This is a genomic window from Sporosarcina siberiensis (assembly GCF_042681925.1).
Lineage (GTDB): Bacteria > Bacillota > Bacilli > Bacillales_A > Planococcaceae > Sporosarcina > Sporosarcina siberiensis.
In genome coordinates this window covers 154,271-179,271 of the sequence record NZ_JBHUGI010000034.1, presented here as the reverse complement: position 1 = coordinate 179,271, position 25,001 = coordinate 154,271, and the positions used below count along the sequence as shown (strand labels likewise).

15 protein-coding genes are annotated in these 25,001 nt (G+C 37.2%); 9 read left to right on the top strand and 6 right to left on the bottom strand.

The features are described 5' to 3' along the window. Positions 1-366 precede the first annotated feature (366 nt). The 7 genes from ACFSFY_RS14845 to ACFSFY_RS14815 all read left to right on the top strand — a co-directional run bounded on the left by ACFSFY_RS14845 (position 367) and on the right by ACFSFY_RS14815 (position 12,610). Positions 367-720 (top strand): S-layer homology domain-containing protein, encoded by a 354-nt coding sequence (locus ACFSFY_RS14845; protein ID WP_381539352.1) that lies wholly within the window; start codon positions 367-369, stop codon positions 718-720. 3 nt (positions 721-723) lie between these two features. After that, a complete protein-coding gene (locus tag ACFSFY_RS14840; protein ID WP_381539644.1) occupies positions 724-3,720 on the top strand; it encodes an S-layer homology domain-containing protein in 2,997 nt (998 codons plus the stop codon). A gap of 645 nt (positions 3,721-4,365) precedes the next feature. Next, positions 4,366-6,417 (top strand): S-layer homology domain-containing protein, encoded by a 2,052-nt coding sequence (locus ACFSFY_RS14835; RefSeq protein WP_381539350.1) that lies wholly within the window; start codon positions 4,366-4,368, stop codon positions 6,415-6,417. Between the two features lie 560 nt (positions 6,418-6,977). Further along, positions 6,978-9,104: a stalk domain-containing protein gene (locus ACFSFY_RS14830; RefSeq protein WP_381539348.1), complete on the top strand. Its 2,127-nt coding sequence runs from the start codon at positions 6,978-6,980 to the stop codon at positions 9,102-9,104. A 153-nt stretch (positions 9,105-9,257) separates the two neighbouring features. Continuing rightward, positions 9,258-9,395: a hypothetical protein gene (locus ACFSFY_RS14825; protein ID WP_381539346.1), complete on the top strand. Its 138-nt coding sequence runs from the start codon at positions 9,258-9,260 to the stop codon at positions 9,393-9,395. Positions 9,396-9,529: 134 nt separating this feature from the next. Continuing rightward, positions 9,530-11,515, top strand: a complete 1,986-nt coding sequence (locus ACFSFY_RS14820; protein ID WP_381539344.1) for an S-layer homology domain-containing protein — start codon at positions 9,530-9,532, stop codon at positions 11,513-11,515. A gap of 300 nt (positions 11,516-11,815) precedes the next feature. Beyond that, on the top strand, positions 11,816-12,610 hold the full coding sequence (locus tag ACFSFY_RS14815; RefSeq protein ID WP_381539342.1) for a copper amine oxidase N-terminal domain-containing protein: 795 nt from the start codon (positions 11,816-11,818) through the stop codon (positions 12,608-12,610). A 204-nt stretch (positions 12,611-12,814) separates the two neighbouring features. Here ACFSFY_RS14815 and ACFSFY_RS14810 read toward each other — a convergent pair whose 3' ends face one another. Further along, positions 12,815-14,029, bottom strand: coding sequence for a L,D-transpeptidase family protein (locus tag ACFSFY_RS14810; protein WP_381539340.1), 1,215 nt, complete (start codon positions 14,027-14,029; stop codon positions 12,815-12,817). 286 nt (positions 14,030-14,315) lie between these two features. On the opposite strand from ACFSFY_RS14810, the gene ACFSFY_RS14805 reads away from it, so the two are divergent. Next, a complete protein-coding gene (locus ACFSFY_RS14805; RefSeq protein WP_381539338.1) occupies positions 14,316-15,941 on the top strand; it encodes a stalk domain-containing protein in 1,626 nt (541 codons plus the stop codon). Between the two features lie 277 nt (positions 15,942-16,218). Here ACFSFY_RS14805 and ACFSFY_RS14800 read toward each other — a convergent pair whose 3' ends face one another. Both ACFSFY_RS14800 and ACFSFY_RS14795 read right to left on the bottom strand, forming a co-directional pair. After that, entirely contained in the window at positions 16,219-18,822 is a 2,604-nt protein-coding gene (locus tag ACFSFY_RS14800; RefSeq protein WP_381539336.1) for an S-layer homology domain-containing protein, read from the bottom strand. A gap of 338 nt (positions 18,823-19,160) precedes the next feature. Further along, entirely contained in the window at positions 19,161-20,198 is a 1,038-nt protein-coding gene (locus tag ACFSFY_RS14795) for an S-layer homology domain-containing protein (protein ID WP_381539334.1), read from the bottom strand. Between the two features lie 275 nt (positions 20,199-20,473). Here ACFSFY_RS14795 and ACFSFY_RS14790 point away from each other — a divergent pair, with 275 nt between their 5' ends. Further along, positions 20,474-21,034 (top strand): biotin transporter BioY, encoded by a 561-nt coding sequence (locus ACFSFY_RS14790; RefSeq protein ID WP_381539332.1) that lies wholly within the window; start codon positions 20,474-20,476, stop codon positions 21,032-21,034. A gap of 187 nt (positions 21,035-21,221) precedes the next feature. On the opposite strand, the gene ACFSFY_RS14785 is transcribed toward ACFSFY_RS14790, so the two are convergent. Genes ACFSFY_RS14785 through ACFSFY_RS14775 form a run of 3 tightly spaced genes read right to left on the bottom strand, consistent with a single transcriptional unit; the run spans position 21,222 to position 24,979 of the window. Then, positions 21,222-22,358, bottom strand: coding sequence for a Ger(x)C family spore germination protein (locus ACFSFY_RS14785; protein ID WP_381539330.1), 1,137 nt, complete (start codon positions 22,356-22,358; stop codon positions 21,222-21,224). Further along, positions 22,358-23,470: a GerAB/ArcD/ProY family transporter gene (locus tag ACFSFY_RS14780; RefSeq protein ID WP_381539328.1), complete on the bottom strand. Its 1,113-nt coding sequence runs from the start codon at positions 23,468-23,470 to the stop codon at positions 22,358-22,360. The genes ACFSFY_RS14785 and ACFSFY_RS14780 overlap by 1 nt, the downstream gene beginning before the upstream one ends. Before the next feature lie 9 nt (positions 23,471-23,479). Beyond that, positions 23,480-24,979, bottom strand: a complete 1,500-nt coding sequence (locus ACFSFY_RS14775; RefSeq protein WP_381539326.1) for a spore germination protein — start codon at positions 24,977-24,979, stop codon at positions 23,480-23,482. Positions 24,980-25,001: the final 22 nt, after the last annotated feature.

The window sequence follows — 25,001 nt, the reverse complement described above, 5'->3', positions numbered from 1 at the left end:
TGTCTTATGAATAGCACAAGATATGAAGATGACGTGGAAAATAGGGACACTAGATTAAAAGATAAGAGGAAATGATAGGTAATAGATAATTAGAGGTGATATTATCTAGCGAATGTAGTATAGTGTTAGTTGGTGAGGATATATGTCTACTGAAAGTAAACTACTCAACGAAACTATTGACTAGTTTATGAATGTCACGTATACTCGTACTATAACTATATTGTTATTGTTATAGTGGTTTGCTAGTCTTGTTATAAGGATCTGAAAGATTTGATACGAGGTTTACCTGGTAGCAAAATACTTTCGAGACACGAATAACACTACTTCTAGCAAAAAGTTTTACTATCTAAAGGAGGAACAAGACACATGACGAAGAATTCAAACAAGCGTAAATTTTTGGTATCATCAATAACAGCAACAATGGTAGCTGCAGCAGTAGCACCAGTAGCAGGTTTTGCTGCAACGCCGGCGTCATTCCCAGACGTTCCAGCTGATCACGCTTATGCAGGTGCGATTACTGATATGGCAAAAGCTAACATTATCAAAGGTATGCCTAACGGTAACTTTGACTTAGGTGGAAAAATCACACGTTCACAAGCAGCACAAATGGTTGCAGGTCTACTTGACTTGAAAACTGGTGAAGAAGCTAATGCAACAGATTTCACAGACGTTAAAGGCAATGCATGGTATACAGGTGCTATTAACTCATTAGTAGCTTAGAAAATTGTTGCTGGTCAAACGGCAACAACATTTGCTCCAGATGCTAAAATTACGCGTGGAGAATTAGCAGTATTACTAGTAAAAGCTTACGGTTTAGAAAAAGTAAATGTTGATAACGTTGAATTACCATTCACAGACGTTGCTGAAGGTATGTTTTATGAAAAATCAATCAAAATCTTGCACAGCGAAGGTCTAATTAAAGGTCAATCAGCAACTAAGTTTGGTCCTAAAGAAGATATGAAGCGCGGCGACTTTGCATGGTTATCTGCTAACCTTGATTATGTACACGGTGAAAAACTACCTAAGCCTGTAGAAGAAGTAGTAACAGCAACTAAAGTTGTTTCGGTAAGTGCGACTAACCTTAAAGAAGTTACAGTAACATTTGATGGTAAAGTTGAAGCAACTGAAGATAACTTCTTAATTGATGGAGTAGCTGTACATGAAGATAATTTCAAATTATCTGATGACAAAAAAACAGTTACACTTTTCAACGCTGCCACTCCTAAACAAGGACAAAAAGTTAAAGTTGCTGTTCAAAACATAGCGAATATCGATACTAAACTATATGATGTAGTTGTTAGCGACAGTCAATTACCTCAAGTAGCATCAGTAGAAACTGTTGGTAATGAATTAGTGAAAATTACTTTCACTGAACCAATCGCTACTGGTACTGCCTCAATTAGCAATTTCAAAATTAACAATGCTGTTCGTAGTGGTGCTGTTACACTTTCGAATATGAATAAAACAGTTAACATCGCTTTAAGTTCTCCACTTGCTGATGGTGAATATACTTTAGTTGTTGACCCTACAAATGTTAAAGACTTTGCTGCATATAGCATTGGTTTAAATGAATCTAAATTTACAGTAACAAAAGATGCAGCTCTACCAGGTTACACTGTAGTTTCTTCTACACAACAAGAAGTGAAAATTAAATTTGATCGTGAAGTTAAAGCAGTTTCTCCGGCAGATATGGATCTTTATTGGACTAACAATGGTACTAAACATTACGCTACAGAAAGTCAATCAACATTAGATCCTTCTGTATGGACTTTCTCATTTACAGAAGGTAATCGTTTGCCATCTGGAGAAAACACTTTGAAAATTGATAAAGTTGTAGACTTCTCTGGAAATTCTAAAGTAGATTATGAAGTAAAAGTTAATTCAACTGTTGATACAGTTCGCCCTGAGTATCAATCTGTAAAACAAGTAAATGCAAGAACTCTTGAATTTAAGTTCTCTAAAGCTGTGGAGTTGAATGTAGCTAACTACACTGTAACTGATTCTAAAGGTGTAGCACTTGGTAAATCTGGTGTAGCATATAAAGGTACAGATAAAACTACTGTTGTTTTAACTCTTACAAGTGATATCAGAGCAGATCGCAATCCTTATAGCATTACTATTAAAGATGTGATTGACACAACATACCTTAAAAACAAAATTACGGATACTACTGTATCTTTAGATACAGAAGATAAAGTTGCTCCTACAGTTGTTGGAAATGCTGTTCGTAGTGGTAACATTATTTCAATTACTTTCAGTGAAGATATTAATCAATCAGAAGTTGATTTAAGCAATTTCCGTTATTCAACAACTAATGGTTCAACTTTTGAAACTTTACCTGCAACTTCTTATATCGAATTTGTCGGTACCAAGACTGTAAATATTACTTTACCTGCTAATTTTGGTCCAAGTAATTCATTAACAGCTGCATCATTACTAGGGGGTTCTAACTTCTACGTTGTAGATGTTAAAGACTTGGCTGGTAATAAAAATGTTGCAAAAACTCTTACAGTAGCTAATGCAGCAGCAACAGTATCTGCTGGAACTGTAATGGCACACGATACGAAAACGCTATACTTTGAACCCTCAGTTGCTTTAGCGAACGTATTTAATGGTGATTTTGTAGTAACTGCTGGATCTAAAACTCTTAAAGTAGCTAATGCAGAGTTAGTTACTGCTGACGATGATGTAAACAAATTAGCTAAAACAGGCACTGGTCATGACTTAACAGGTGTAGCTGTAGGAGATCAATTAGTTAAAATTACTTTAGAAGATGCATTAAATGCTGATGGGAAATACACTGTTGATGGAACTTCGACAGCAGTAACTATTTCTACTAAAACTGGAGTAGATGTTACTAAATCTGCATTAGGAGTTCCATTGTCTATCACTAATGCATCAGTAACTGATAAAATCGTATCTGCTGCACCAGTTAAGGCTAACTTTAGCTTTATCAATGCTGCGACTGATAAATTAAACATTACATCTGCATTTATTACGAATGAAAATGTAAAAGTAGAATTCTTAGTTTCAGCTTCATCTGATGTTAGTGCTTTACCAGCAACAGTTGCTAATCCTTATTCAACATTCGGAAATTCTGGTGTAGGAACTGTATTCACAGTTGGTACTACAACAGAAGCTACAGTTACTCCTACAATTGGGGATAAATTGTATGTACGTTACATTGATGTTAACTTGAATACAACAGCATGGGTAAATATTGATCAAGATCGTGCATTAGCACCTTCTGCAACATTTACTTATGCTACTAAAACTATTGGTTCAGTGACAGATGTTCATGAATACAGCGTTGATAACGGTACTTGGGTAGCTGTACCAACTGGTGCTACATCAGTTGTTTTAGCTTCTAATCCATCTACAAACGTTAAAGTTAGAGTAGCAGCTACTGCTACACTTCCCGCTAGTGATACGCAAACTATTACAATTGGTTCTGTTTTAGCAGCACCAACTGGAGTTGCAATTGCAGCTGCTACTATTACTACAGGCGCTACTAAGTTAACTGGTGTAGCAACAGACGGTACAGTAGAATATAGCATTAATGGCGGAATCTTTGTTAATATCGCTAATGCTGCAGCTGCTGATGATATTGCTGTAAACGTTGGAGACTCAATTGTTGTTAGATATGCGGCAGTTAATTCAACACCTCCAAGTAATACAACAGCTCCTATTATTGTTGTTGCTGGAAATTTAAAACCATAATATAAACATCAAGTGCTAGTCACTCATACAATTCAGACATGGTTCTGACAACTGAGTACTACACCAAAGAATACAAGCCCTTCGACTGAATAATCGGTTGAAGGGCTTTTCTTGTGTTGGGATTGAATTTTTGGGTACCTGTGCATAAAACTATTCTGACTATACACTACAATTACATATTTATTCGGTATATACATAAAAAAGTGTTGATTTTGCATGTATATACAATTGGTTGAATTGTTCGTTGTTTTTTCATGCACAGGTACCATAAAAAAACAAGTACGAAATTACAGCCTTCCAATCGGGCAATCGGTTGGAAGGTTTTTTTCATGTTAACTAATAGTTTAAGTAGTTTGAAACAAGCTGTGTAAGGCAGGTTATTCAACATAGACATCCTTTTTTAAGCTTTCTTTCAATAAAAATTGAATTATTAACATTCCTCAGTATTCACATTGCCAAAATAATTATATAATTAACCTAGGAAAATGAGTTTTAAGGTCGATTTTTGACTGATCGCTATATACTTTGTCTCGTTCTTGCCTGATATTTAATTAACCGATAAGATCGAACAATTCTACAACATCCTGATTAGGTATTTGATCAAGCATTCGTTCTAACTCTTGAAAAATAGAAAGAGGAGATGTTATGAATAGTTTTTGGAAAATCATTTTTATTATGGTGATTAGTTTGGATGTCTTACTTGGTATGGATGGAAGTTTAGTATCCAATAAGGCGATGGCTTCCGCAGATAACTTGGCTTTAAATAAACCAGTTGCTAGCGATTCGACATTATCAACCTTATATCCAACTGCAAATGCTGTCGACGGGAATGATTCTACTTTTTGGTTTAGCAGTAACGGCGCGGCATTCCCTAGATTTTTGAGTGTAGACTTAGGAGAAATGACAACGATTGGTAGATGGACGCTTACGACATATATTCATAGAAATGCAGATTACGAATTGCAAACGAGTATAGATGGGGTAACTTATACCTCTATTATGGACAATGCAGGTACTTCAGTAACTTCTAATTTAAGTAATCACACAAATATCACGCTCGATCACCCCATAACAAGCCGTTATATTAGAGTATTATTTACAGCCAATGTTGACAATACTACTTTGTCGAGCCAAATAAGTGAATTTGGTTTGTATGCACCCGCAGCTCCTGACGCTCCTTTGAGTGTGATTGCTGTCGCTGGAAATGGAAAAGCGGAGATCAGCTTCAACGCAGGGGGAAGTACTGGTGGAAGTGCGATTACGAACTATACAGTAACGTCGTTGCCGGAAGGAATTACAGCCACGGGGTCCAGCAGTCCGCTTACCGTTACTGACTTAACGAATGGCACGCCATACACATTTACGGTTACAGCGACAAACAGCATAGGCACTTCAGTGGGGTCTGATCCTTCCAGTACTATCACACCGAAATCAAATAATACTACCTTAAATTCTTTTGATTTAAGCGACATTACTCTCAACCCTTCTGTAAGCGGAAATGTGTACGACTATATAGGGACAGTACTTAATAATGTTTCTGACACCACGGCTACGTATGTAACTGATGATAGTCAAGCGACGGTTGTGTTACATCTCAATGGGACGCCAGTTAACAATCCGATTAATCTAAGTGTGGGATCAAATATCATTAGCTATGTTGTGACTGCGCAAGATGGAACGAAGAAAACCTATACAGTCAATGTTACACGTCCGCAGTTGATAGATGCTATCGTCGTTTCAAGCGTTGGGGCAACAATGTACGTCGGAGAATCTCTTCAGTTTAATGCAAATGTAACTCCTATCAATGCAACGGATCAAACCTTTAGTTGGTCGGTCATTCCTGGTACAGGTGCAGCAACGATTAATGCTGACGGTATACTCGTTTCAACTCAAGCTGGGACGATTACAGTTCAGGCAACATCTCATGATGGATCCGGTGTTGTAGGGGGGAAAGTCGTTACCATCAATAATCGCCCCTCCGGACACGATAATAACCCGACACCAATTGTTCCTAAACCAATTGACCCTACACCTATATCGGAATTGTTCAATTTAAGTGTAGGGAAAGGTGATGTCAATGTTGTTAAGTACATTGAGACACTCGTTCAAGAAGCAAATAGAACTTCAATTACAAACAACTTTTCGGATGCAAAAGGTCATTGGGCTGAAAAAAGCATTGACACTTTCTTAAAGTTACAAATGATCAAAGGATACAGCGATGGAAATTTCAAGCCGGATAGTAAGATCACTCGTGCTGAATTTGCAGTGATCCTGGGTATTGTGTTCGATATTAAGGGGATTGAGAATGCTGGACCTGCATTGAGGGATATTGGGAACCATTGGGCAAAAGGCTCAATTGAGAATCTTACAATGACTGGAGTAATCACGGGGTATGAGGACGGTACGTTTAGGCCGAATAATACGATTTCCCGCGAGGAAATGGTTGCCATGCTGGCGCGGATCTTGAACCTTAACAATGCATCGAAGGACAACACAAAGGGCGATTTTGATGACTTGGAGGGATCATTTGCAGCAAATGAGATTAAAGCTGCAGTACAAACTGGTATTATCAATGGCCAATCAGATGGAAAGTTTAATCCTAAGAACAACGTCACACGTGCACAAGCTCTAACTAGTATTCTAAATGCGTTGAAGCTCCATCCGCAATTGGCGACACTGTTGGATTCGCTTAACTAAAAATATTTATTCTAAAATAAAAGAGAAGTGTATAAGAAACTGTAGCTTACAGAATAAACACATGAAAAATCCTTTGTTTATTTGGTAGCAACTGTTGAATAATTAATATCATAAATGGGCCTTAATGGGGTCCTTTTTTTATGGAGTCCGAAACCTGAATTATTCACAGGATTCCCTAAAGAACGTCTAAATACTTGTGATAGCAATTTTTTCAGTTACCTGTGCATGAAAGTATTCCGACTGTACACTACAATTACATATTTATTAGGTATACACTCAAAAAGGTGTCGGTTTTGCATGTATATAAAATTTTTTGAATTGTTCGTTGTTGTTTCCCACACAGATGCCCTAAAATCAGACGGGAATTTGTACTGATTGTTGACGATGTAGCTTGTGGAGAGTTATTTTCTCTATTGGCTGATTATGTCAAAACCCTACGAAACATGCTATAATAAACATAATTATCCGATTTGATAATTACGCACTAATAGAGAGAATAATACAAGTGGTGTATTAAAGTTTGTACTAATTCGATACAATCCACGATAGGGGAATAATAAGTGAGAATTAAGAACAAGGCATTTGCGGCACTATCGATAGTACTATTATTGGGTAGCTCACTAGGGTTGATTAACGTTTCTGCAGCGGAAGAAGAAAAGTCCGAGGAAGTTAAAAGTCATGGAGTTACGTTCACAGATGTCCCAAAAAATCATTATTCATTTGACGCAATTATGTACCTAGCTGAAAACGATATTATTTCAGGATACGGCAATGGCAAATTTGGGTTTCAGGATAATGTGACACGTGGACAAGTGGCCGCACTTATATCGCGTTATTTGAAATTAGACACGAGTAAAGTGACTACTAATCCGTATGCAGATGTAAAAGATACGATGTTTGAAAAAGAGATTCTAGCAGTGTCTGAACTCGGCTATATGGGCGGAATAGCTGCAAATATATTTCATCCAGATGGTGTGCTCACACGTGAGGAAATGGCGGCTGTTTTAACAAGGTTATTTGGTTTAAAAGTGAAAACAGACGACTTGTTTTGGGACATGAAAAAAGGACACTGGTCAAGTGAAAGTGTACAAGCATTATATTCAAATGGCATCACATTTGGTTCAGGAGATAATACATATATACCAACTGGCAAAGTGACAAGAGAGCAGTACGCCGAGTTCTTATATCGTAGTATTAATTTAGATAAGAATTATGTGGCAAAACCAATTCCTGTGAATCCGGCAGAAAAGCCGAACCCGGAGAAACCTGAACCTAAACCCGAACCTGAACCGACGCCCCCGGATATCTATGTTAATGGTGAAAAAGTGGATTATCCTGTCAAACCAATTATTAGAAATGGAGCTACACTAGTTCCAATTAGAGAAACGTTTGAGGCAATGGGAGTAGAAGTAGTCTGGAATCAAGAAGAAGGATCTGTATATGCAACCAAAGGCAATCAAGATATAAAGTTACAGATTGGTTCTAATAGAGCATGGATTAATAATAAAGAAATTGATTTACAAGAGGCACCCATTGTTTATGAAGGCAAAACAATTATTCCCTTACGTTTCGTTGGTGAGGCATTTAATGGAAAAGTTTATTATGATAATGAAGTAAATGAAATCTATATCATCATGCCAGAGATTACCTCTGATTTTCTAGAAAAAGAACAGAGTCTTATTTCGAATATTCAAGATGCAAGTAATATACAAATAGTGGGGAATAGAAGATTAATGTTAAGCGATAATCCAGAGACATTAGATTTGAATACCATTAAAGAAAACAATGCTACGTTATGGAATGACGTTATTAGTGAAAATAAAGAGTCAATAGAACATCGTGTATTTGGTTGGCACACCAATCAATTTGACAGTGATATAACAGTTGGCATTACAATTGAAAATCTATCTGAAACGAACACAATTGAATTAATGGAACTAAAAGGAGTTCATAAGATCAGTGCCAGAAATTATAGGTATGAAGTGGGCCTTCCGGTTGCAAAAGCTGTTTTAAATGATCAGTTGAGTGAGAAATTTATAAATAGTGATAGCCAAGACATCGTGTTAGATTCATTTACCTTAAAACCTCGAGACATGCTTGGCTTTCTAAATGACTTTACTGTTATTAAATCTTCAGGTACCGGAGAATTGAATTATATAATTAGAACGGTTGTAACGCTGGATAATAGCATCCTGACAGATATCAAATCCATTCCGGTCCCGCTTGATTTTATTAGACGACATCCAAGAGGTGTATGGAGTAGTTCTGAAATCATGACTACATTTCCTGTTTATGACGTAGGTGAAGGTTCTGAAAGATCATATAATATATCAAATGGTTTGACAGACAACTTGTTCAACGAATCCACAAGCTTAGTAAAGAACGCAGAGTCTTTAGCTAACAGGGGACACTTCGGTGCAGTTTATACTGTTAAAATACCTTATGTTAATAAAACAAACGAAGATAAAAAGATTAGAGTACGTGTTGGTAGTAGGGGTGGCGTATATACCGGCGTGGTTAAAACAGAAAATGGTGTTTTAAATATACCAACTTTAAATCCTATGATAGATGTCGTTAATGTTTTAGAACGAAAAGTTACAGATGAAAAAGGATTTATAGAACTTAAGTTTATGCACGCTGGAGGGTCTGATTTACCTATTGCAATTAGTATAGATATTTTAGAATGAAACACATTACACTAAGATTTCTGTGCAACACTGAATTAATACACTAGTCAAAACGATGGAGAAGTGAATGAAAGAGATTGTCCTCTAACCATGAGATTGGTTGGGGGGCTTTTTCTGTTTTAGGGAAAGAACGGAGGTCGTTGGAATCATTTAATGCAAGAGGAAAAAGCTAAGGAATACTGTATTGTAGCGATTCATACAGCGATGGTCTGTACAATATATGGTGATGTTTTACAGGAGTTATTTGAATTCGATGGTTCGATGATAGGCTATCAATTATTGAAGGAATAAATTATTCAGTGTGTGGAACTAGTAAACTTCCAAAGACCAAATTAATAGTAAGGTTAAAATTGAGAATGTATGGTAAAATAGGAGGGTATGTGAATGTTCTAATAAATAACATGAATTATAGGGAGGAAATAACATTGAAAAAGTATTCAAATTCTTACCAGAAACTTTTTAAAGCTACACTTGCAGCAACCGTCGCTACGGGGGCTTTCGTTGCAGTTGTTCCAACGTTTGCAGATGCAGCAGCACCAACTCTTAAAGATCTAGAGAAAGGACAATACTTCTACCAAGACGTATTACAATTAGTAGAACGCGGGGTTATAGTAGGGTTCCCTGACAGTACATATAAGCCGTATCAAGAAGTTACCCGTGGCCAAGCGGCAATAATACTTGCTAACGTCTTAGACTTGGATACAAAAAACGTTAAAAACCCAGGTTTCACTGATCTAAAAGTAACGGATAATTACTATGGTGCAATTGCAGCACTAGCGCAAAAAGGGATCATCAATGGGTTCCCTGATGGTACATTCGGACAAGAAAAAACTTTGAAACGTTCTGAAATGGCGACAATCATCACGCTTGGCTTTGAATTCGAAGGAGAAGCTCTGACGGATAAACGCTTTAAGGACGTTGATGCTAAAGCTCCATATGCGGGATATGTTCAAACATTACTAACAAACAACATCACAGCAGGAACAACTGCCACAACATTCTCACCAAATGCACCCGTTCTTCGTGGACAAATGGCATCATTTGTTGTCCGTAGTGAAACAGCTGCTCAAGAGAAGGCGGAAGTTATAAGCGTAACAGCAGATTCAGTAGAGTTGTCAACTGGAACTTACAAACTTTCAGAAGACTTACAAACTCTATTTAACACTTCTAACCAAGCAGCCCTTAAAGGTGCAGTAATTAAATTTAAGACAGTAGACGATGTAATTACAAAGGTGAAATCTATCGAAATCAATGCAAGTGGAGACGCTAAAAACAACGTTGTACTCGACGGTAAAAAATCTACATTTGTAGGAAATATAGTTATTAACGGCGACTACGTTAATTTGAATAACTTAACGATTAACGGTAGTTTGGAAATCGGAAAATCAGTGGGTCACATCTTCAAAGCTGATGGTGTTACAGTTAAAGGAGCAACAAATGTTTCCGATAAAACTGTGGCTAGTGCATTAGCAAAAGTCGCTTCAAATATATCCGGAAATACAGGACTTTCAACAGCTGCAGCAGCAGAATCGGCGGCACAAATTATTTTCCATAACTCGGTACTTGGCGCTGTAAACCTATCACAAACGGGTGCTGTTACACTTGAATTAAGAGGAACGACAAAAGTTGGAGCGGTTACAGTATCATCCAACGTCAATTTAGTAGCGGATAAAGGAATTTCAATTCCATCGGTAACAATAATGACCGGCGCATCCAACATCAAAATTGATGGTAATGTCGTCAGCTTAACTATCAGCACACCAAACTCGAACCTTACTTTAGGAACTAACGCAAAAATCGGCAACATCGTCCTACCTAAAGGCGCAAAAGTAGAAGATTTGATTAAAAACTACAGCGCAGTCAAAGGCAACATCGGCGAAATCGACGGAGTAACAAACCCTGATGCGAAACCGGTAGCACCATCACCTGGTGGCGGTGGTACTGTTGTAGCTCCACCTGCTGCTAATCTAACTGGAGAACAATTGTTGAATAATCAACTTCGCGCGTACTTGAATAAAGGCGAGGGTGTTATAAAGAGTTTAACGGGAAATACATTCACTGTAGATACTACGGGAAATAAGAAACTTGGTGATTTCACCACGGATGCAACTACCGTATTTAATGCGTTTAAGTCAAATACAGTAGTTTCGACTGCTGCTGTAACTTATAAACTAACAATTAATGGAGATAATTTTGATATAACTTCACAACAGTCAGTGAATAACAATGTCATTAATTTTGATGACATGATTACTAAGGCTCTAGTGAAAGTTAATGCTGTAGTATCTGGAGAAGATATTTCAAAAGAAACTCCAATAGATTTCTTAAATGGAAAGTCTATCGAATTTACGGTAACAGGTACAATTGATGGCAAAGCCTTTGCAGACACGTATACATTCTCATTCGAATAAAATAATCTAAGATCCTTTTCACGTCATCTAATTCAACCCTTCAATCGAGTATTCGACTGAAGGGTTTTTTTCCTGAAACAGGTACCCCGTAGAATCCATTCACTCTAGATACCTGTATGTAAAGTTATTTTGACTATACAATCCAATTACATATTTATTCGAAATATACTGAAAAACTCCTCGTATTTGTATGTATATGCAATTGCTTGAATTGTTTGTCGTTTTTTTCTTGCACAGCTATCTCACAAATTCAATTGGTTTGTAGTATAGTAGAGTTAGATTGAGTTGAGGAGGAGAATTATGAAAAAATATAGTAGATTTGTTATTTTACCTTTAATTTTTTGTTTCGTTTTTGCTTTAGGGAGTCATAGTGTTAATGCTGCATCTGTAGCACAAGTATACGTACAAGGTGGGGTATCAATATACATAGATGGTCAAAGACAAGAGTATAGTTATCAGGCAGATGTGGAAAAAGGAACAACGCTTACACCTCTAAGGGGAATTTTTGAATCATTGGGAGCTAGTGTAAACTGGAACTCGAAAAGCCAAACAATAGAGGCTCATAAAGGCAATACGAAAATTTGGCTGAAGATTGGATCTAGAAATGCAAAAGTGAATGGGAAAACGGTAACATTATCTGTTCCCGCTAAAGTACAATACGGAAGAACGCTTGTACCTCTAAGATTTATTAGTGAGGCATTGGGTGAAAAGGTTCAGTGGGATAGTTCTACTCGATCTATATATATTGGGAACTTACCTACACTAGGTAAGTTGGTGTCAGCAGTTCCAACAGGAGCAAGTGTAGTAGAAAAGGGTATAGGCTTCACTAATTATTCATACACCAAATCTCTTCCTGGCGGAGGAAAAATCACTGAAGTACTTGTCTTCATCCCTGATTATGGAATTCCGGGAAGAACTAAGGTCTCAATAGTCGCGTATGACCACGAGGGAAACTTTCTCTTGGGCGGAAAATATAGCTCAGAAGAATATATTGAGTCCTACACCTTCATGGGCAAACGTCCTATCTTAGGTGATGATGACTTCTATGAGATTAACTTACTAGCATCACAATTCTTGGAGGCATATGGACTTTGATCATGGATTGATGCTGGTCTACTTCAAAAAGTAAATCCGAGGAGATTTCACCTGAAACCGGAACTGTTCCCTGTGGATAAATTTCATTACAAAGATTGAAATAAGCTGTCTTAATTTGGAGTAAACTGAAAAGGATCTCTTAATTGAGATCCTTTTTCTTTGGGTAGTTATAACTGGATACATGGAAAAGAACTCTTCCATATCCTATTGTAATGTAATGTTTACTGTGTTCGTTTTCGAATCAAACATAACGGTTCCGTTTAATGCCTGTATTACAGAAGTGGTTGGAGCATAAAAACGTCCCTTATCAATTTTAGCCTCAGCTGATAGAGTGATTGATTGACCATTTAATATCGCATGTTTACTACTAGCCTTCAAAACTAGCACATTGCCACCATTTGTAACTGTCAGTGTCGATGTCGTTCCATTAAAAGAAACGGATGCTCCTAGTGAAGTGAAAACTCCGCTAACAGGAATAAACGACCTGCCCTCAGTGAGATATCCTGTTTCGGTTAATTTGTTACTATTGACCGAAACGCTAATGGATGTTTTTGAAGGAGCCTTTGGTGTAGTCAAGATAACCGTTCTACTTGAGCTATCCCATTTCACATTAATACGGAGTGATTCACTTACAAATCGAGTAGGGACAAAAGTAACGCTTTGATAGATTTTTGGAGCTACTTCTAGAACAGTCGAACGGCCATTAACCATTGCTTGCTTGGAACCGATTTTTAACTGAACGGTATCGCTCTTTTTGGTAGCGGTTATTGAAGAGGTGGCAGCTTCCCAACGAACGGTAGCTCCAAGTTCTTGGAAAATCGAACGCATTGGAACTAATACACGGCCATTCTCAATAATTGCATTTTCACTTGTTGTGATTTCTTTTCCATCAAGCATTACCTTAACCGGAGGTGTTGGCCGGTATCCTTTTTCTATAGCTATGTCATTGAATGACTTTGAAGAAGTTAAAATAACTACATTTGTCCCTGTTTGTACACGATCAAACAGCCAGTGAACATCTTCGTTATGCATCCGAACACAGCCGGCACTAACATACTCTCCAATGGAACTTGGATTATTATTGCCATGAATCGCGTATGTAGTGCCATTGGTCCCGCGTACTTTTAAGCCAAGCCAACGATTCCCTAATGGATTCTCTGGACTTCCGCCTGGAATCCCCCCGGAATAATAAGGTCGATTTTTAATTTTATTCACAATTGGAAATGTCCCTTCTGGTGTTAGCTCCTTAGAGCGTCCCGTTCCGACCGGGAAAGTTCGAACTAACTCGCCATCTTCGAAAAAGGCCAGTTGGTTATTTGACTTATTAATAATAATAAGCTGACTTTCTGCTGCATTCGTCTCTTTAGGAACGAAGATTAGGAAAATAGCAACCATAAATAATAGAAGATATCTTTTCATTTGCCCACCTCAATTTCTATAATTATACTAAAAAAAGTAACTACTCTTTCTTACCATTATAGTAAATTCTCCCTACAAATATCATTACAGTTCCGATAATGTTTGTCAATATAAATATATTTATAACCTTCCGAATATTCACCCAAGGAAGAAAAATACCTTTCCTTTTGCCTAGGTTACTAGTAATATGTAGATAGATGTATTATAAAAAAACGGGTAGAAAGTTGTGTTTTGTTGTAAAGTTGTTGCTGATTTGGAATATCAAAAAATAAAAGGAGTTTAAAACATGCCGAAGAAAATAATAGCCTTATTTATAGCGGTTATATTCATATTACCTGTAAATATTGGAAATGCGATGGAGTTTCCAAAGGAGATTAAAGCACATGAAGAATCCTACTTTATTCAATATAATGATTTTCAAACTTTACAAGGTGGAAGTCTAATTTCATATAAGGGGAAAGGGTATATCCCCCTTCAAGATGCTGCACAATTTTTAAGTTTATCTTTGAGTATGGACTCAGGAAATCTATATTTATCTAATGATAATATAGAGAAACCATCTAATCTAGTTGATGAACTACCCAAACAATCTGGAAATGTGGAAGATACTTTTCGAATGAATCCTATAATTAATACATATGCGGGTTTAGTAGTCGAAAATACCAACCACGCTCAACCTATTTTTTCAAAAAATGCTCATGCGAAATTATATCCAGCCAGTACGACAAAAGTTATGACAGCTCTACTTGCTATTGAAAAAGGGAGTTTACAAGATATTGTTAAAATCGGAAATGGAGTGAAAAATGTTCCATCGGATAGTTCAAAGGCAGGGATAAAACCAGGTGATGTCATGACACTAGAACAGCTTCTTTATGCCCTGATGCTTCCATCAGGGAATGATGCAGCTGTAGCTGTTGCCCAACACATCGGTGGTACAGAACAAAACTTTGCTAGAATGATGACCCAAAGAGCAAAAGAATTAGGCGCACTTCATACGAATTTTACCAATGCGCATGGATATCATAACAAAAATCTATATACAACCGCTTCAGATCTTGCTCTGATTGTTGGAGAGGCTGCTACGCATCCTGAGTTCCTTAAAATAGCTAGGACGCCCTATTATCTAACAAGCTATCTGAATAAAAAAGGTGTGAGGGTAATGAAATCTTGGAGTAGTACAAACGAGATTATCAACCGGAATAGTGCTCATTATTTCCCTTCGATTCAAGCAGGAAAAACAGGGTACACTGACTTAGCTCGACATAACCTTGTGAGCATTGCAATGAATGGCGATCATCAATACATTGTAGTTATGCTGCGTGGAGACCGAACAAAGAGATATGCTGATACGAAAAAATTACTTATGGAGGCTTATGGAAAAAGAACTCAATTAGACAGAAATAAAAAAACGATGACCTTCAATTCGTTTAATCATTCCATTTATTTAAACAATAAATTACTAGATACTAAAAATGATGTTTTTACCAAATCGAATGTAACTTATATATCAATTGATTTATTCAAAAATCTGTCACCATCTATTTCAACTGTTTATATGAGTCAAACACAAGAACTGAAAGCGACGATTAACAAGGAACTTTTGGCGTTTGAACCAGATACAGCAACCATTGAGAACGGACGTATGCTTGTTCCAGCCCGATCTTTTTTTGAGAAAGTAGGACTTCAATTGACATGGGATGAAAAAACACAAACCGTTCAAGCTTTTTCAGAAGATACAAGCATTACAATGAAAATCAACAATAAAGATGTTTACGTCAATGGAACGAAAATTCAACTAGATGTACCTGCCACCATACGAAATGGCAGGACACTTATCCCGATTCGATTTGCGACAGAAAAAACAGGAAATGCAGTAGATTGGGGAGTAGGACGGACCATCTACTTAAAATAAAAGCATAGGTAAAATTTAGTTTTGGGTGCCTATGCATAATAGTATTCTTACAATACACTCCAATTACATATTTATAAGGTATATGCTGAAGCAGTCTTTAGATTTGAATGTATATACAGTTGGTTGAATTGTTCGTTGTTTTTCATGCACAGGTACTCCACACCAAACTATTTCCACTCAGAATAGAAAAAGCTCTGTAGAGAGTTATCTCTACAGAGCTTTAGTTATTTAAGTTTCAACTGATCAGAGAGTTTCTTCGGCTAAAACTTGAAATAATTTATTGAGTAATTGTAATAGTAGCAGGTACTGAAAGATTATTTCCAACATCATCTAGTATATTTAAACCACTTAAAGCTTTTAATGATAATCCTGTAGCGATGTTTGCTGCACTAACAGGGTTTTCTATAGTAAATACAATAGTTGACTTTTTAGTTTGTGCATCTGTAGTGACTACTGTTTTAGTTGCAACCGCAGAACCACCGATAAGTAATTCGAAATCTGTAGTAACGGCGGCTGTAGTAACCGATTCACTGAAAGTAAGAGTCACTTTATCAACGTCTGTTAACTGAGCGGAAGTTACTGTTGGAACAACATTCTCCTTAAGGTTTAGTGTACTAGAGAATGGAAGCATTGTTTTGGATGAATTTATAGCTTTTACACCACTTACCATACTATTACGAACACCCGTAAATGTATTGGAATTGGCTGCTAGATTTAGTATTGCTAACTGAGTTCCTCCAGAGACAGGTTGTAGTGTTACTGATTCAATTACAGCGCCGTCAATTGAATAATTAGAAACATCAACCGCAGAAGCACCATCTACTTCTGCCGGGAACAATACGTGTACTTTGCTATTATCATTAGCTACAGCACTTACTACAGGAGCCCCTAAAACATTCGTATTTGTATTGGCTACTACTCCGTCTTCACCGCGAGTAAATGTAACCCCAGCACTAGTAATTGGTGTATTTGCTTCACTTACTATATTACTGATAGCTAAATTAAGAGAGTAGACGGCATCTTTAACGTCCATAGTATTTCCGAGTAATGTTTTTAATTCAAAGCGAACTACTTTTTTGTTTCCAAGCGACTTATAAGTAATAGGTGCATTCGCGAGAGATCCATTAGCAATTGCAGTTGTTACAGAGTTTTTAATATATGAACCATTTGTTGTTCCTCCTGCTATCCTAGATGCAGCAATTAAATCAACATTTTTATCAAGCGTAAGTTCTAGATATTCTTTCTTACTTGTTGCATCTTTAACTACTGCACTAGAAGTTACTTGAGGTGCAGTTGTATCTTGAGTAAATGTTACAACTTTAGTAGTTCCAGGATTATTTTCTCCACTCAAGTCATCAAAGGATCCAATTGATAGTGTTGTAGCGACAACAGGTAACATACCAGTATTTAAAGTGTAGTGATACACTGTAGGATCAGTTTCATCTTTCATAACGGTGTTTGGAGCTAAACCAGTACCGGTTACTGTTGGAGGCGTTTGAATTTCCTCTGAAAACTTGATGGAAAAGGATTTAGCACCAGTTTGAGTTATTGGGCCTACTGTTGGGGCAACCCCATCAGCAGCACCTTTCATGAATGAAACTGTTGCTGGGTTTGGCGATATTAGGTTACCGGCTTGGTCCTCCGCACCGATAAATGTAGCAATAATTTCTCTTGATGCGTCAATATTAGCACCAATTGAGAAAGTAACATCAGATGCACCGGCAGTAATTGCGGCAGCAATTTGTCCAGCAGCCGCACCATTTACAATCGCAGCTCCATTATCCGCATACTTAAAAGTAACTGTTGTGAATGCTTTCATTGGCTCTGAGAAGTTAACTTTCACTTTAGAAGCATTTAATTTTTCAGTTCCTATAATAGTTGGTGCAGTTTGATCTGCAGAAATTGTTATCGTTTCCTCATATTTTGCCACGCTGTCTCCCTCTGTAGTCATTAGTCCGTCAATTACAACGTCATAACGTTTCGATAAAGGATTTTGAGTAGTAACAGTTAGTGTTTTCCCATCAGAAGACAACTTTCCTGAATAAGTACCAGCAGGTTTACCATCAAGTGTTGACATTGTTACGGTTGCCGTACCAATAAAAGCACCACTTGAACCAGTTGTAAATAAACTAGCCTTATCTACTGCTTTGGTAAACTTAACTTCAGTTTGAGTAGCATTAATAGCTTCTATCGATTCCACACTTGGTGCTGATGGTGTAGGCTTTGGAAGTTTATTACCTTGTGCGTAATCAATGTTAGCGGCTAACCATGCGAAGTCTCCACGTTTCATGTTGTCTTTAGGACCAAACTTCGTTGGTGTCTGACCATTGATTAAATTATGTTTATATAGAATCTTGATCGGATTTGCATACCATTCATCACCCGTAATATCTGTGAATGGCAATGTAACGTTGTCTACATTTTCACCTTGTAAATCATATGCTACCACTAATAACTGTGCCAATTGGCCACGTGTAATTTTTTCATTTGGTGCAAATGTTGTTGCTGAAATTCCTGCAATAATTCCTTCAGATACTAATGAGTTTATCGCACCTGTATACCATACATTACTTTTAACATCAGCAAAGTTTGTAGTGTTTGCTTGTGCACCAGTTTGTAAACTACGCAGACCTGCTACCATTTGTGCTGCTTGAGATCGTGTGATGTGACCTCCTAAGTCAAAGTTACCGTTTGGTAGACCTTCGATGACATTGGCATTTGCCATGTCAGCAATCGCACCTGCATAATTATGAGTAGCTGGAACGTCTGGGAATGGCCCTGGTGCTGCGGCAAAACCTGCTACTGGAGCTACTGCTGCAGCTACCATTGTTGCTGTTATTGATGTTGCTAAAAATTTGCGTTTCTTTGAATGATTCGTCATTAGTTTATTTCCTCCTTTAGAAATTGTAAACTTTTTTCGCTAGGTAAACTCTTGTTTCCTTTTAGAATAATAGAATAGAAGGGATTTCTATTCCTGAACATAAGTAGGGAATGCTCAGTTATAAACACTTGAAGAAAACCTCCTCCTAATCTAGTGTTTACCCTAAATGTTAGAGTTCCAAACTAAACTTTGAGATCTATTATTATGACTGATATTGGGTGCTTACTAGCGCGTGGTTCTGAAAAGAAAAAGGGAACAGGTCTTTTAAGACTCGCTCCCTTTTCTTTACATGTTATCATTGTTGTTCTAATTACCAAAATTAAAATCTCTCAAAAGAGTTATCGAACAACACGTAAAATCATTTCTGGTCCTTTTTCTACAGATTTCACTTGAAGTACTAATTCAATTCTGTTTCCTGTAGGTGTAAACCAAAATGCATAGAGTGAGTCTTTGGTGAAATCCGAATGCATCCATTCATATTTTTCATTGGAAGTAACATCTCCGAACTGTGGTTTAAATGTTTTATTTACAATGTCGTTGAAGAAAGCTTCTGTTGCAGCTTCGGTAGCAGGAATATGACTTAAATCAAAATCGAATTCCATAATATCAAGCTCGCCGTAGAAAAAAGTATAAGTGATTTTGGCGTTTAGTGGATTTCCTTTAACAGAGTTGTACACCAAGTACTTTTCATTTTCTAATGACGGAATGCCTTCAATAACCCTTACCTGAGCTTTGGACATATTTAGGAAAACGTTTCGGTATTCGTATTTACTTGTATCGTAGCCATTGATTCCTCTACTTATAAAAGCTGCAATCTCTCCACGGGTTACAATTCCACTCGGTTTAAACAAATTTCCAGGGTAACCTACTGTTATTTCAGAAGTTGCCAGTTTGTCTATGTTTAGATAATACCATTGGTTACGGTCAACATCTTTGAATTCAACATAAGATCTCTCCGCCAAATCAAAGCTGTTTGCAATAATTGCAGCCACTTGTGCCCGAGTTAAACTATTTTGACTCTTGAATGTTCCATCGGGATTCCCGGCAATGATTCCTTTTGCTGCAAGTGTTTCGATGTAGGTATAGAAACCATTTGTTTTTGGTACATCCTTGAACGTCGGAGTTGCTGGATTAATCAAAGGCATTTTAAGTGCTACTGCTAAAATCTTAGCAGCTTGGCCACGTGTTACATTACTTTCTGCACGAAATGTCCCGTCCGGATAGCCACCAATTGCATCCAATTCAACTAAATGATCAATATAATTCTTGAATTTATGATCGTCAGGAACGTCTGAAAAATCCGCGTGAGCCATTGGAGCTAATAACATTGAAATTGAAATGATAAATGTACCAATCAACCATTTTGTTTTCTTCATCTTCTTCTCCTCCTATTCTTTAAAACGTCTTTATCATAAATGAGCAAGGTTAAGAGAAGGTTAAGTTATGAAAAGAATGTTCAATAGATAGGGGGAAATGAGGTATATTTTTGACTTTAATAGTATTGGAATTGTATGAGTGACTGGCACCGTATCCAACTAGGCCCACATAACCTAGACCCCAAAATAGTATTTGACAAGTTCCTTTCGATTCGTATAGAATATGAGTTAACCTTTAAAGCATTAAGGTTAACCTAAAGGGGGATATATACATAATGACAGAATCAAATCAAAAACTGCGAATGATGATTGTCACGGCGTTATTTGCAGCAATAATTGGAGTGTTGGCTCAAGTGACGATTCCGTTGCCACTTGTTCCAATTACAGGACAAACACTAGCAATCGGCCTTGCTGCAACGATTTTGGGGGCTAAGTACGGGACAGTTTCTGTACTTGTATATTTAGGTCTTGGAGCGGTTGGCGTACCTGTTTTTGCGGGTATGTCAGGTGGTTTAGGCAGTTTGGTTGGTCCGACGGGTGGCTTTTTATTTGGCTTTATACCAGCAGCATTTATCATTGGTTATTATTTAGAAAAAACGAGTTTCACAGTACGGAATGCAATTATTGCCAATCTTATCGGGATGATCATCACATTAGTTTTTGGAACAGTTTGGTTAAAGTTCATTGCTGAAATTCCATGGCAAGCGGCATTTATGGGTGGATTTGCACCGTTTATTCCAGTAGGGATCATAAAAGCAGTACTGGCGGCGTCGGTTGGAATTGCGGTTCGAAAAAGGTTGAAATCCGCAAGTTTGTTATATGTAGCTAGTCATTAATTTCAGGATGTCAGTCAATCACACATAGAAAAACAGCGAATCCAATTAACTTGATTGGATTCGCTGTTTTTTTAGTTAATTAGTGTAAGTCATTCGCAAAGAATGGAGTGAAATTATACTGTTCATATCGGTGTGATTTGAATTGTGCCTGAATTGTAAAGGGGACTGTCACCACGTCAAAACCACATCAGTCCTTCACGCCGTGGCGGAGGATTTTTATGCTGACATTAAATTGAACATCGATTTCAGGGTACTTTTCGCGCCATTCGTCTTTTGTAAGGTCTTTGCCTTTTTCATGACTTTTATAATAGCGTCCATAACCAAAAGTATCGGCATTAAGCTTTTGAAGTTTGTTTAAAAGTTTTTCAAATCGACTCTTCATTATCTTTTCTATTTCCTTCTCAATTTGTTTTAGAACATGTGGACTTTCAAGGTTAATTCCTGCGGATTGTTCTAATAAACGTACTTCCATATTTGTGTTCGTTTGAAAAATCTGATTCTCAAAATCAACTAACTTTGTTTTACTCTTTCCTTTGTTAATTAAGACTGAAATCTCGACCTCCTTATTCTGATCTCGGTCTTCTCTTTTTTCAAGATGATTTTCAAATGGTTCAATAGGTAGTGACAAATCCAGATTTTCTCCTTTAACGGTTTTATCCATTAAATTCAATAAGAGCGCTTCTTGAAGCGTCATTTCTCCAACAAATTCATCTCCTTTAAATACCGCAATGGCCGTTAGTTTCGGGTTGTTGTCTTGAATTTCAAATAGTGGTAGTACATTATCATGTCCTATGTCGTGATAAATACGTAAAAAGTCATGTACTGTTCTCCGGGGAACATTATGATTTGTAGAATGATTTTTGATGATTCCGTGGAGTAATTCTCCGACATCGACGGTCAGCTCTTCTGCACCAGTAGAAATGATTTCTTTAGCCGTTGCCTTACTGACCGACAAATACATTAAGTCAGGTAGTCTCGCATCACGTACAGCTGTATCTAAAAGAGGCAAAATTCCTATTTCGGCCATTTCTTTCCCAAAAATAGATAATCTCGTTTTGCCGGGCGCTAATCTGAAAGTAGAAGAACTTTCTACATCATCCGCGGCTCCTTTAATCGTTTTTCCCTTTCCATACATTAATTTAGTAATTTCCTCTGATTGTGCAGAAAACTGAAAAACGGCTACGGTGAGTTCTATTTGGTCCTCTTCAAAATGATCGATTCCTAGAACGTTAATCACTGCTAACTTTTCGATTTCTTGGGTTTGTATACAACTTACAAGAAGTAGACTGAATAGGAATAACATCGATACTTTTATGCCTTTCATCAGTTTGCACTCCCTTTAGGTTTTTGCCGTTTCTTTTTAATTAAAACAATAGGAAGCAGTACGATTGGATAGACAAATATTATCCAAAACCCAACTTCAGATATACGATTTGTAATGTTTTCGATTTTGTAGCTTTGTTTTATGAAGCTGGAAATGAGTAGTAAACAAATTGCGACTACGTATAACGTCGTTTTTTGTGGAATGGCATATAATCGTTTCGTCCCATACGTAATTGCCCACATAAGCAATACCATCGTTGGAATGACATGCATCATCCATTCTATAACAACGAAATAGTCAAAGCGTTCCATAAATGAATAGGAAACAGATTTAAATATGGATAAAACAGGCCACTTCATTGTGTCGAAATCATAGGGGCTGTAATAACCAATTGAAATAACCGTCGCAAGTAAAACAAGGAATGCGGAAGCAGATACACCTAAATAGGCAGGGAGCTTCGCATTTTGTTTATTATCAATAAATGGATAGATAATAAACAGGATTTCCAAACCGAGAAAAGTATAAGTAGTTGTTTTAGCGCCTTTCAGTAATTCTGTAAAGGATGCATCAAACATTGGAAGGAAATGTGTGATTTCCATTCTTGAGATTGGATCATATAATAAAGAAAGAATGGATAGCGCTAACAATAGGAATATGAATACAACACCGACAACAACTCGAATACCGCCACTAACAGTAGAAACGGTTAATATTAGTAACAGTAAAGCCATGACATAAGGGGGGATTGAAGGATAAATAAACACTTGAATAACTTCGATGTAACTTAATAGGACTGAAAGCAATTCAGCTGCAAAACAAAAGAGATATATGGTTCCAAGGAATTTTCCGAACCACTTTCCAAAGATATCCACTTGAATACCGAAAATGTCCGAATTCTCATATTGACTTAAAATGAGAAACATCGCCCATAGAACAATGAGCATATAAACAAAGGCGATTAATACGGATACCCACGCATCATGATGTGATTTTTCGAAAATATAGCGCGGTGCTCCTAAGATCCCCACACCTGTTTGAATTCCAAGCATAATAAAAAACAGTTGAAAAGCTCGGATACGGAGGCTTTTTTTTATTTTTATATTTATTTCCATACATTCCACCTACTCATCTATATCATGCTTTTTACTCGCTTTTTTTTGCGAAAATCGAACGGTATCTTTTGGACGATACATTGTTGCACGATTGTCATTTTTAGAAGGGGGTGAGCGGAAAAATACTTTGTTAAAGTCTTGAAGTCTAAATGGATAAATGGGTGACAAGTAGGAACGTCCCAATGAAGTCTGTTTCAGCAGATGAATCAGTAATAGACAAACACCAAACATAATGCCAACGAGTCCGTAAAGTCCTGCTAATAAAATCAATGGAAAGCGTAGAATCCGAAGAGAAGAACTCATCAAAGAGCTAGGTGTCGTATATGAAGCAATTGCTCCTATTGCCACAACGATAATTAAAACGTTACTCGTTAACCCAGCTTCAACAGCTGCCTGTCCAATAACGATTCCCCCAACGATTCCCATAACTTGAGCGACTTTTGTCGGAAGTCTTACCCCCGCTTCACGTAGTAATTCAATGAACAGTTCAATTAATATCGCTTCTATGATAGGTGGGAAAGGAACGCCAGCTCTGGACTTACCAAGGGAAATGAGCAATTCGGTTGGAAGAAGCTCATACTGATAGGTCAGAATAGCTACATAGATTGGTGTGGAAAAAAGTGCAATCAGCATGGCAAACATTCTTAAAATCCGTAAAGCAGATCCGATGTGCCACCGCATATACATATCTTCCATAGATTCAAAAAAACTGAAAAATGTTGAAGGAGCTATAAAACTGAGTGGGCTATTTTCAACGAGAACGCCTACTTTACCTTCTTGGATTGCATAGCTTAGTCGGCTTGGTAATTCTGTTTCATAAAATAGTGGGAATAGAGCCAACGAGGAATCATGAATGTATTGTTTTAAAACAGTACTATCTTCTAGTTCATCAATGTCTAAATCTTGAATTCGTTGACGCATCGTATTTACATCTGTTTCATTGGCGATTGATTTTATATAAACCAATCGAACTTCGCACGGAACTATTTCACCAACAATCAACTTTTCTAAGACGAGGTCCGGGGTTTTATTGAGCTTGCGAAGCATATTCATATTTGTGTTTAAAGATTCAGTAAAGGCTAGTTGCGGGCCGATTACGACGGATTCGAGTTCGGATTTTTCTACATTGCGTTTTTCCTCCATATAAAGGGTGTAGTACACAATTTTCAATTCTTCTTCTATATAGATGAAAACGTTACCGGTCAGTAATTCGTCTAGTATTGCTTGGAATGACGCAGTCGAGGACCCGTTCCCTAATGGAATATCATTTAATAAGCTTTGGCTTGTCCACTTTTTGCTATGGTTAATGAGGGGTTCCAACAATGAACGTTCTAGCTTATTTGTATCCATCAAATAGGAAATCCCAAATACAGCAATCTTCTTTCCTCGATGTTCGTAGATAGAAAAGAGTAAATCATCAGCAGAATTATGTTCAAACGTACTTTTAACCAATTTCTCTAATTCCTCCACTTTAAATGGAAAAACGGCATCAATTTCTTTATTGTCCAAACAATCCACCCCTAAAACAACA

Coding starts and splice junctions, on each gene's coding strand:
- ACFSFY_RS14810 (WP_381539340.1), bottom strand. CDS start 14,029: ATGAAAAGATATCTTCTATTATTTATGGTTGCTATTTTCCTAATCTTC.
- ACFSFY_RS14800 (WP_381539336.1), bottom strand. CDS start 18,822: ATGACGAATCATTCAAAGAAACGCAAATTTTTAGCAACATCAATAACA.
- ACFSFY_RS14815 (WP_381539342.1), top strand. CDS start 11,816: ATGAAAAAATATAGTAGATTTGTTATTTTACCTTTAATTTTTTGTTTC.
- ACFSFY_RS14790 (WP_381539332.1), top strand. CDS start 20,474: ATGACAGAATCAAATCAAAAACTGCGAATGATGATTGTCACGGCGTTA.
- ACFSFY_RS14805 (WP_381539338.1), top strand. CDS start 14,316: ATGCCGAAGAAAATAATAGCCTTATTTATAGCGGTTATATTCATATTA.
- ACFSFY_RS14825 (WP_381539346.1), top strand. CDS start 9,258: ATGCAAGAGGAAAAAGCTAAGGAATACTGTATTGTAGCGATTCATACA.
- ACFSFY_RS14835 (WP_381539350.1), top strand. CDS start 4,366: ATGAATAGTTTTTGGAAAATCATTTTTATTATGGTGATTAGTTTGGAT.
- ACFSFY_RS14780 (WP_381539328.1), bottom strand. CDS start 23,470: ATGGAAATAAATATAAAAATAAAAAAAAGCCTCCGTATCCGAGCTTTT.
- ACFSFY_RS14845 (WP_381539352.1), top strand. CDS start 367: ATGACGAAGAATTCAAACAAGCGTAAATTTTTGGTATCATCAATAACA.
- ACFSFY_RS14785 (WP_381539330.1), bottom strand. CDS start 22,358: ATGAAAGGCATAAAAGTATCGATGTTATTCCTATTCAGTCTACTTCTT.
- ACFSFY_RS14795 (WP_381539334.1), bottom strand. CDS start 20,198: ATGAAGAAAACAAAATGGTTGATTGGTACATTTATCATTTCAATTTCA.